This is a genomic window from Methylobacterium gossipiicola, assembly GCF_900113485.1.
Classification (GTDB): domain Bacteria; phylum Pseudomonadota; class Alphaproteobacteria; order Rhizobiales; family Beijerinckiaceae; genus Methylobacterium; species Methylobacterium gossipiicola.
The window spans coordinates 308,394-314,393 of the sequence record NZ_FOPM01000002.1; the positions used below are offsets into that span (position 1 = coordinate 308,394).

The following is a 6,000-nucleotide window of genomic DNA, read 5'->3' on the forward strand; positions in this document are numbered from 1 at the left end:
ATTGAGGGTAACGTCTACTATCAGAAGGCCAGCGTCCAGATACCAGAAGGGCCATTTGATATAAGAACGCAGCTTTGCAGGACATCTCGACCGAGGAGCCCGTCTATCCCCTGCGAGCGGAGGTGTGTCTCCATCACGGGCAGGGCATCAACGAAATGGCCGAGGTCCGTCGGCTTGGTCGGAGGTATGAAGAGAGCCACGTCGTACTGATAGCAGCTATGCGTGCCGCCATTCGTTGATGGCGTCATCATGTTAGCGACGCCAGTGGGTGTCAGGCTCAGGGGAGCAACCAAGCCTGGGTCTACGCATGTCACCGAAGCGCCGGTATCAGCTAGAAACGTGCCCAGCACGAAATTCGGCACCGGCTGCCCAGCGGCGATCAGTGCCTCACGATGGGGCTTGCTCAAGCCGACATTAATCTGGACCAAGGGACCAGCTTGCCCGAACGGCAGAGTTATTGACGGCATTCGAACACAAGATCACGTGTAAAGAATGCGACCTGCTCAGCAGGCGCAATTTTCTTGACGAGAAACTCTCCCGCGCGATGAGACTCATAGCCGGCTTTCAAAGCATCGGCGTAGGTCTCGAACTTACCCTCGATTCGATCATCCTTGATCAGAACGAATTTACCAACGTCCGCCAGAAGCTCTGGCAGCTTGGCATTGAAGGTTGCGATTTCGCGATCAAGTGGGGGCATGACGTCCTCCCGGAGCATAAACGATTCCTGTTGAGTCGCCGGAAATGTGGGTTGACAACGCTTAACAGGATATGGCGATCCGCCGCAATCCGTCGGCAGACATCCTTTGGGTTATGTACGCTTGGTTAGCGGCGGTTTAACGACGCTGACGAAAAGCCCGCCACGGCGTGAGCCGGGCGGGCGAAAGGCGATCCTCGGGAGGAAGATGCAGGGTGAACGGCTCAGACCGTCGGGTGGTTCCGGCCTACCGCCTCGCCACCCCGCCCGTGATCATCCCTACCAGAAACGCCATCAGGGCATAGACGGCGGTGAGGTCTTGTTCGAGGGTGGCGCAGGTCACGCGAACCAAGACCACGCCCCGGCAGCCGCCCGGTCCAGCAGCCCCAGGAACCACGAGGCGGTGTCCTCGAGGAAGAACCGGCAGGCTTCGAGGTAGGTGGAGATATCCGGCCGCGTCCACAGCACGATGCAGATGCCCATGACGGCGACGCCCATGCCGAGGCCCAGCACGATCCGGTTGCGCCGGGGCACGACGCCATCGACCGCCCCCGGCGCCACGATATGCATGATGCCGGAAATCGCGCTCATGAGGATCCAGAGCGAGTTCGCGTCGATGTTCGTGAACCACAGCGGCATCCCGGCGAGCCGGAACACCACGGAGAAGATCGCCTGGCAGAACGTCGCGCACCACCCGAGCGTGACGCCGACGATGAGGTAGTCCCCGCGCTCGGGCGATTCCGACCGCCACGCGGCCTTGGCATCGGGCCAGTAGACAACGACCACGGTGGCGGCAACCGACGCTTGGAAGATGCGCTCGGCCAGGATGAGATCGGCGTTCGGCACGAAGAAGTTGAGCATGAACACCGTGCCGACGAGCACGATGGTGGCGAACACGATCTGCTTCTTGATGGTCTCCGGCGAAGTGTCGTCGTATCGCGGCATCATGGTTCGGCGCCCTCGCTTTCGATCCGCTCGTGTCGGAGGCGGTCGACCGCTGAGTTCGCGACCCTCCTCATGTCGCCGACCCGCAGGCCGGTCCTCTTGCTCGCGTTGGCGGCGTCCTGCGCCGACATGATGTGCAGCTTCTCCGCCCGGTCCAGGCGGTCTTCCTTGATCACGTCGTGGCGCTCGACGCAGTGTAGGCAGAGCGCCCGGCAGACCCGCTCGCGGAGGCGTTCGAGGATCATGGCGTACGCCCTCCCGCACTCCGCTCGATCTCCTTGAGAATGGCCTTGTCGTTGGCGGCGCTGGTGAGGGCGGCTTCGGTGACGGTCTTGAGCGTGGCGGCCTGACCGTCCTGGAGCTCCTTGACCGCCTCGGTATGCGCGATCCCTGCTGCCGAGGACCGCTCGATGGCGGTGGCGACGCGCTCCACCATGGCCCGCCCGTCGTCGAGGCGGGCTTGCCACGACTCCTTCAGCCATTTCACCAGCACGGCGATGGCCGCGAGGGATAGGGCCAGGGCGCCGACAACGCCGTAGTCCTTGATTAGGCCGGCGATAGCCACGGCGCCCATGGGGTCGGCCTCCGGCGCCACGGATCAGCGGTCCCCGCACACGGCCCGGAACTTGGCGTTCGCCACGCGCAGCTGACGCCGCGTCTCGGCCGTGTCCTGGGCCGAGTACCGGACCAGGGCGGAGGTCTCACAGAACCGGGCCGCCGCCGGCACCGGATCGGGCGCGGTGCAGGTGAACACGAAGAACCCGGCGGCGGCGCAGGTGAAGGTCATGGGTCTCTCCGGAGGTCACGAGGATCGTCGGATTCGTCGGCGGCGGCCTCGCCCGCGCGCCGGGCAATGGCTTCCTGGCGCTCGGCCTCGACGCGGGCGGCATTGGCCTGCGTCGCCGCGCCGAGGTCGCGCAGGGCGGCTTCGGCACGACGGTTGGCCAGGTATTCGGTGATCAGCCGGACGAGGAAGCTGATCCCGGCGCTGGCCCAGAACGGCATCAGTGCGCCGCCTGGACCTTGGCGCTCTCGACCGCGTTCGCGATCTTGGGCGCCGCCGTGATGCTGGTGACGCCGGGCACTGCGGCGGCGGACGCGACGAGGCCGGCGGAACGGCGGGTGTAGAGGCTCCAGGCCGTGACGGAGATGGTCACCAGAGCGCCGATGATGGCGGTGGAGGTCTCGGCGTCGATCCAGCCTCGGCCGACGGCGATGCCGCCCGCGAACTGGAGGACAGTGCGCAGCAGGGAGGTCAGCTGTTCGCTGTTCATGGTCGTGCTCTCGATGTGGGGAGTTGCGCGGCTGACCCGGCCGGCTCGGGAAGGACTTGCGCGCCAGGGTAAGGCGGCGCTGGACCGGCTTCAGCGCCGCGTGAGCCGGTCGAACAGCCACCGGCCGAGGCGCGCCCACGGGGACGGGTTCTCGGGGTAGCGCGGCGGCGGCAGGGGCTCAGTTGGCGGGAGTGGGTCGGCGGCGCGGCGGGGTGCGGCCGGGAAGACGGGGCGATCTTGGCGCATCACGCCTCCGACACGCCGGAGAGAGCGCCCACCACAGTGGTGGGCAGCTTGGAGGCCGCCGGGATCGGTAGATCGGCGGGCCAGCGGAATGACGTGAACTCGGAACGCTTGAAGGCCGCCACCGACCAAGCGTCACCCTGGTTGCCACCGAGCAGGAAGATCTGGTCGCGGTTCGCGCCGACGACGAAGCCGACATGACCCTGCCAGGCCGAGTTGCCCCGCTTCTTCGTGGCGACGCAGCCCAGCACCGGCTCCTTCAGGCCGACGCCCCAGCCCTCGTAGGAACGCGCCGCGAGGCTGCCCGAAGGCTTGAACCCGGCCCGCTTCAGCATGGCGCCGACGGCCGCCGCGCACCACGCCACGCTGTCCTGCTTGATCCCGGCGAACCCGGCATCAGCGAACAGCTGCACCACGCGCGGGTTGTTGGCCGCGCCCGGCCCCTCCTTCACACCGAGCTCAGCCGCCGCGAGAGTCAGCCAACCCGGTTGTTCGGGCTCGGCTCGCTTTTCCGAGACATCGGCTACGGCGAGGGCCTTTCGCGTCAGGGGGCCGGCGATGCCATCCGGCACGAGGCCAGCCGCGCGTTGGAACGCGGTCACGGCGGCGATGGTGCGGGGGCCAGCGTCACCGTCCGCGCCCGCCGGCCCGAGGTCGTACCCGCGCGCCAAGAGAGCGCGCTGGATCTCAGCGATCGTCATGGTTCTCTCCAGATTGTCAGGGGTATCTCAGGCGCGGCGGGAGGCGGCGCGCAGGGCAACTACCGCAGATTTCGCGGTAGTTCGCAGACTGGGCCGAGGGGCCCGCACGCTAAGTTGTTTTGTGGATTAGGTTTTATGTCAAATTAGGGGCCTAAAACAGCCTCAAGGGCCCTCACCTTGCGACCCGCCTCGCGGCGCGGCGCAGTGGGCCTGTCAGGCGCGAGCCGGGCGGCGCGGCGAGCGGGCTACGGCGGCGCGATGGTCGTCAGCGTGCCGGAGGAGCCCCGATACTTCAGCGCGCCACCCTCGACGCACAGGACACCGCCGCCGGTCGGCGCCGCCGTGGCGCATGTGCCGTTCGGCATGAGGATCGACTTGGTGGCACCCTGGCGGTCCGTGAACCCGGCAACGCCGAGGTTTTGGTTGGCATCGAGCGAGATGACCTCGCCCACGCCGCCGGCTATCACGCGGAAGCGGTCGCCAGCGTCCACGCCCTGAAACTGGAACTCCCGGTTGGCATTGGGCAGGCTTACGACGCCCTGGACCGGCATCGTGAGCCGGTCAGACCGAAGCGTGGGTCCGTTCGGAATATCCAGACGAGTGAACGAGGCGGCCCCCGCTTTGTCGATGCGGGCGAGATAGGTGCTGCCGTCTACGGACAACCATCGAAGCGCATCGCCCGCACCGCCTGCAAAGCCCTGGACAAGGGCTTGTTCAATGCGGATGTTTTGAGTAGCAAGAAATCCGTAATTCAATGGCGCGTAGCCGAACCCGCCATAGTTGTTGGTCCCGAGATAGTAACCGTAATCGACGGGCTTTGCGGCGCTCGTCGTGTCGATGTTCATCTGGAACCCGGCAGTCAATCCGGCGCCGGGCCGTGTGGTGACGCCTCCCTTGTAGGCAAGGGCGTTGCCGCCGGTATTGTCGGCCCCGATGGTGACGCGGGAATAGTACCCCGCAACGGTGCCGGGGCCGTTGTTGGTCAGGTTGCCGATGCTCGCGTAAGCATTCGAGCCCGGAACACCCGGTGCGTCGGCGCGCCCGCCGTTGACGATCAGGTCGTAATCCAGCCACGAGACCTTTGAGCCGCCGGTCTGCTGGATCGTCTGGCGCCACCCCATGTAATCGAACTGCTTGTTCGCCGGCATCGTGAACGTGGTCGGCGTGTCGACGCTTCCGCCGCTGTCGAAGATGATGCCGCGACCGAGCACGCCGGCCGCCTCGGAAAACAGGGGAGCTTTGAGGGTCTGGATCGTCAGGGCGTCAGGGGTGCCGATGTACTTGCCACCCTGGTATCGCCCGATCTTGAGATCGTCGGACAGGCGCACGTCGCCGTTGTCCTTGATGCGCGGGGCCGGCAGCACGCGATCGAGGGCGAGCACGGGACCGGCCTGGAGGAGCGCCAGGGCCGTTGCGAGGATGCGAAGCGTCTTCATCGGGCGATGATCCACACGTTGGCGGCGCCTCGGCGGAAGCCAAGGCCCTGATAGGCGTCGGTGATCTGGATGGCGACTTGGCCAGCGATGGTGTCGTTCGTGCCGGCACCGGTCGTGACGGTGATGGGGCGATCCACGGAGCACTGGCCCGACTCGTCCGCGATGAACAGCACTTGACCGATGGGATAGAGATCCACATCGGGCAGCGTGACCGTGCGCGCGGCAGTCAGGACCGCAAAGCCGATTTGCACGTCGGTGACGAGGGCTTGGTAATCGGCATCGGGCGCCGGAGTATGGCCGATGGCCGCTTTCCCCCCCAGGGCGACGGTGAGGCCGGGCACGTCCTGATAGCGCGCCACCTGGATGGTGAAGGGCGATCCGGGCCACGCCCCGCCGGCCTTCGGCCCGTACATCCGCCGGCCCAGGCCCGCCTCGGCCCGATCCTCGATCCAGTAATCCCCATCCTTGCCGTCGGCCGGCACCGGCGGGACCGTGCCGGTGATGATCGTGGCGCCGGGCGAGCCCTGGCGCCCCGGCACACCGATGGACGTGACGATGGGCTGGCGCGAGGCCGCATAGGCGACCGCGAAGGCGCGGGACAGGAACGCCAGGATTCCGGACGGCTCGCCGTAGCGGATGCGGATCGGCATGAAGAGGTGGCGTTCGCCGTCGACCACCTCGAGGAGATCGGCGGTGAAGTCGCCGCG

General features: G+C 66.7%; 12 protein-coding genes. All 12 read right to left on the reverse strand.

What is annotated here, in order from left to right; translation table 11 throughout:
- Window positions 1-20: 20 nt before the first annotated feature.
- The gene (locus tag BM249_RS21115; RefSeq protein ID WP_143103668.1) at window positions 21-407 is read right to left on the reverse strand and encodes a pepsin/retropepsin-like aspartic protease family protein; all 387 of its coding nucleotides are present in this window, start codon (window positions 405-407) and stop codon (window positions 21-23) included.
- A 47-nt stretch (window positions 408-454) separates the two neighbouring features.
- Entirely contained in the window at window positions 455-697 is a 243-nt protein-coding gene (locus BM249_RS03060; RefSeq protein ID WP_143103669.1) for a hypothetical protein, read from the reverse strand.
- A 336-nt stretch (window positions 698-1,033) separates the two neighbouring features.
- Window positions 1,034-1,642, reverse strand: a complete 609-nt coding sequence (locus tag BM249_RS03065; RefSeq protein ID WP_091968801.1) for a hypothetical protein — start codon at window positions 1,640-1,642, stop codon at window positions 1,034-1,036.
- Window positions 1,639-1,884 carry a hypothetical protein gene (locus BM249_RS03070; RefSeq protein ID WP_091968803.1) on the reverse strand — a complete coding sequence of 82 codons (246 nt, stop codon included), beginning with the start codon at window positions 1,882-1,884 and terminating at the stop codon, window positions 1,639-1,641. Before BM249_RS03070 ends, BM249_RS03065 begins: the two co-directional genes overlap by 4 nt.
- Window positions 1,881-2,213 (reverse strand): hypothetical protein, encoded by a 333-nt coding sequence (locus BM249_RS03075; protein WP_091968805.1) that lies wholly within the window; start codon window positions 2,211-2,213, stop codon window positions 1,881-1,883. The genes BM249_RS03070 and BM249_RS03075 overlap by 4 nt, the downstream gene beginning before the upstream one ends.
- A gap of 24 nt (window positions 2,214-2,237) precedes the next feature.
- Entirely contained in the window at window positions 2,238-2,426 is a 189-nt protein-coding gene (locus tag BM249_RS03080; RefSeq protein WP_091968806.1) for a hypothetical protein, read from the reverse strand.
- The gene (locus BM249_RS03085) at window positions 2,423-2,644 is read right to left on the reverse strand and encodes a peptidoglycan-binding protein (protein ID WP_091968808.1); all 222 of its coding nucleotides are present in this window, start codon (window positions 2,642-2,644) and stop codon (window positions 2,423-2,425) included. The genes BM249_RS03080 and BM249_RS03085 overlap by 4 nt, the downstream gene beginning before the upstream one ends.
- Window positions 2,644-2,913: a Pam3-gp28 family putative phage holin gene (locus BM249_RS03090; RefSeq protein ID WP_091968810.1), complete on the reverse strand. Its 270-nt coding sequence runs from the start codon at window positions 2,911-2,913 to the stop codon at window positions 2,644-2,646. Before BM249_RS03090 ends, BM249_RS03085 begins: the two co-directional genes overlap by 1 nt.
- A gap of 90 nt (window positions 2,914-3,003) precedes the next feature.
- Complete coding sequence (locus tag BM249_RS21545; RefSeq protein ID WP_177232301.1) at window positions 3,004-3,159, reverse strand: hypothetical protein; 156 nt, start codon at window positions 3,157-3,159, stop codon at window positions 3,004-3,006.
- Window positions 3,159-3,857 carry an NlpC/P60 family protein gene (locus BM249_RS03095; RefSeq protein ID WP_091968813.1) on the reverse strand — a complete coding sequence of 233 codons (699 nt, stop codon included), beginning with the start codon at window positions 3,855-3,857 and terminating at the stop codon, window positions 3,159-3,161. Before BM249_RS03095 ends, BM249_RS21545 begins: the two co-directional genes overlap by 1 nt.
- A gap of 245 nt (window positions 3,858-4,102) precedes the next feature.
- Window positions 4,103-5,239: a hypothetical protein gene (locus BM249_RS03100; RefSeq protein WP_143103670.1), complete on the reverse strand. Its 1,137-nt coding sequence runs from the start codon at window positions 5,237-5,239 to the stop codon at window positions 4,103-4,105.
- Between the two features lie 50 nt (window positions 5,240-5,289).
- The coding region (locus tag BM249_RS21550; protein ID WP_210186983.1) for a hypothetical protein at window positions 5,290-6,000 on the reverse strand (711 nt) is incomplete at its 5' end.